Consider the following 3121-nt stretch of genomic DNA (forward strand, 5'->3'; position numbering starts at 1 on the left):
CGAACGCCTGGGCATCGCTTTCGAGCAGCTCACGCAGCTCAATCCGCGCCTGGTCTATTGCAGCGTCACGGGCTATGGCGCGAGCGGACCGCTGCGCAGCAAGGCGGGCTACGACCAGGTGCTGCAGACCATGACCGGCATGTGCGCCATGCAGGCCAAGGAAGACGGCCCGCCCGAAATCCTCTATGGCTCGGTGGTCGATTACTACGCTTCGGCGCTGGTCGCCGCGGGCGTGTCCTCGGCGCTGTACGAGCGCACGCAAAGCGGACTGGGCCAGCATGTGGGCGTCTCGCTGCTGCGCGCGGCGCTGACCATGCAGTCGGCGCGGCTGGTCTGGGCAGAAGGCGAGCCGCGCGAGATCGGCCGCGACATGCGCTCGGGCGGCATCACCGGAATCCACCCGACGCGCGCCGGCCATATCTACATCTCGGCCAACACGCCGCATTTCTGGCAGGCGCTGTGCGAGAAGATCGGCCTGCCCGAACTCGCCGCCAACCCGCGCTACGCGAGCGTGCGTCTGCGCGCCCAGCACCACGCTGAACTCGTGCCGCTGCTGCGCCAGGCGCTCGCGGCGCGCAGCGCGCTCGAATGGGAAACGCTGTTCGGCGAAGCCGTGCCCTGCGCCGCGGCGCGCGCGGTCGAAGACATGTTCGACCACCCGCAGGTGGCCGCCGAGGACATGATTACCGACATCCCGGACCCGACGCTGGGCAGCTACCGCGGCTTCACGCGCGCCATCGCCTTCGACCGCACGCCCGGCCCGCAGCCGTTCGCCGCGCCCACGCTGGGCCAGCACACGCAGATGCTGCGGGACACGCTGGGCAGCGCAACAGGCCAGTGAAGCCCGTCAATCCTCCTGCAGCGCCGCGAACTGCGCGGCCAGGAAATCGAGCAAGGCCCTGACCGCAGGCAGCAGCCCGCGCCGCGAAGCGAACACCGCATGGATGATCTCGCGCCGCGGCGCCCAGCCGGGCAGCACTTCGACCAGTTCACCGCGCGCGCAAGGCCCGCTGACCATCATCCGCGGCAGCTGCACGATGCCCACGCCGGCAATGGCCGCGGTGCGCAGCGCGAACATGCCTTGCGTGATGAAGCGCGGCTGGTGGCGGATGCTGGCCTGCGCGCCGTCAGGGCCGTGCAGCGCCCAGACATGGTCATTCTGCGGCTGGCCCAGCCCCAGGCTCGGCAGGCCGGCGAGATCGGCAGGATTGTGCGGGGTGCGCGTTGCGCCCAGCAGCGACGGGCTCGCGACCAGGCACTGGTTGCGCTCGCCGAGCACGCGCATCACCAGATCGCTGTCATCGATAGGCGGCGGCCGCACGCGGATCGCCACATCGACGCCTTCGCCGAGAACGTCCACGCGGCGATTGGTCTCCTCGAGCTCGATGCGCACGCGCGGATACAGCGCCATGAACGCCGACAGCATCGCGGCCACGCGCACATCGAGCAGCGCCACCGGACAGGTCATGCGCACCGTGCCGCAGGGCTCGGCCTGGGTCAGCGCAATCGCTTCCTCGGCCGCATCGGCTTCGACCAGCATCGCCTTGCAGTGCCGGTAATAGGTCTGGCCGATCTCGGTAACGGCGAAGCGGCGCGTCGAACGCTGGATCAGGCGCACGCCCAGGCGCTCCTCGAGCAGCGCGACGCGCCGGCTGAGCTTGGATTTGGGCATGCCCAGCGCGCGTCCCGCGGGCGCGAAGCCAGCATGCTCGACCACCTGCACGTAGTAATAAAGGTCGTTGAGATCTCTCATGCGCCATTGTTCCTCAAATAGAACGATGAACGCAATTTTTGCGGACTACCGCGATTTCCGTGCTGGATTTATTCTCTAGTCATGCATTCGAGGCACCGCCTCGTGCCACAGGAGAAAACGCCATGAAGAAGATCGTCGGAACCTACAGCGCGCCCCGCCCGCACTGGGTGGGCAATGGCTTTCCCGTGCGCTCGCTGTTCAGCTACGGCAGCCACGGTGCGCATCTGAGCCCGTTCCTGCTGCTCGACTACGCGGGCCCCGCGCAGTTCACCCCCGCCACGCAGCCGCGCGGCGTGGGCCAGCATCCGCACCGCGGCTTCGAGACCGTGACCATCGTCTACCAGGGCGAAGTCGAGCACCGCGATTCCACGGGCGCCGGCGGCCTCATCGGCCCGGGCGATGTGCAATGGATGACCGCGGCCAGCGGCATCCTGCACGAGGAATTCCATTCACAGGCGTTCACGCAACGCGGCGGCACGCTCGAAATGGTGCAGCTGTGGGTCAACCTGCCGGCCAGGGACAAGCTCGCCGCGCCGCGCTACCAGACGCTGCAGGACGCGCAGATTCCGTCCGTGCCGCTGCCCGATGGCGCGGGCCAGGTGCGCGTGATCGCCGGCGCATTTGACGGCCACCACGGTCCGGCGCAGACTTTCACGCCGGTCGATGTCTGGGATGTGCGCCTCCAGCAAGGCCGCGTTGCGCGCTTCGATACGCCCGTCGGTCATACGCTGGCACTCGTGGTGCTGCACGGCACGGTGCTGGTCAACGGCCAGGAAGTCGTGCGCGAAGCGCAACTGGTGCAGTTCGAGCGCGACGGCAGCGGTGTGGAGATCGAAGCCAACAGCGATGCGACGCTGCTGCTGCTCGGCGGTGAGCCGATTGACGAGCCCATCGTGGGCCATGGACCGTTCGTGATGAACACCCAGGCCGAAATCGTCGAAGCGATCACCGATTTCAACAGCGGCCGCTTCGGGGCCATGCACGCCTGATACCGTCTGTGCACCTGGCCACAGCGCCAGGTGCATGGCAATCCCCGCCCTCACGGGCATTGTTTGTAAGTTCAAAGGAGAATTCCATGTCCAAGCCTTATGTTCGCCTCGACAAAAACGACGTCGCCGTGCTGCTGGTCGATCACCAGACCGGCCTGCTGTCCCTGGTGCGCGACATCGACCCCGACAAGTTCAAGAACAATGTGCTGGCACTGGCCGACATGGCCAGCTACTTCCAGCTGCCGACCATCCTGACCACGAGCTTCGAGGACGGCCCGAACGGCCCGCTGGTGCCCGAACTCAAGGCCCAGTTTCCCGACGCTCCCTATATCGCCCGCCCCGGCCAGATCAATGCCTGGGACAACGAAGACTTCGTCAA

General features: G+C 67.2%; 4 protein-coding genes. 3 read left to right on the plus strand and 1 reads right to left on the minus strand.

Annotated elements, in window-relative coordinates; genetic code table 11:
• Positions 1 to 841 (plus strand): CoA transferase (locus D3H34_RS31325; RefSeq protein WP_147400539.1); only part of this gene is annotated, 841 nt, incomplete at its 5' end.
• Positions 842 to 847: 6 nt separating this feature from the next.
• Here D3H34_RS31325 and D3H34_RS31330 read toward each other — a convergent pair.
• Positions 848 to 1753 (minus strand): LysR family transcriptional regulator, encoded by a 906-nt coding sequence (locus D3H34_RS31330; RefSeq protein WP_119558716.1) that lies wholly within the window; start codon positions 1751 to 1753, stop codon positions 848 to 850.
• A 122-nt stretch (positions 1754 to 1875) separates the two neighbouring features.
• Here D3H34_RS31330 and D3H34_RS31335 point away from each other — a divergent pair, with 122 nt between their 5' ends.
• Positions 1876 to 2742, plus strand: a complete 867-nt coding sequence (locus D3H34_RS31335) for a pirin family protein (RefSeq protein WP_119558717.1) — start codon at positions 1876 to 1878, stop codon at positions 2740 to 2742.
• Positions 2743 to 2828: 86 nt separating this feature from the next.
• Positions 2829 to 3121: cysteine hydrolase family protein (locus tag D3H34_RS31340; protein WP_491047154.1), on the plus strand; the 293-nt coding region annotated here is incomplete at its 3' end.

The organism is Acidovorax cavernicola, assembly GCF_003581445.1.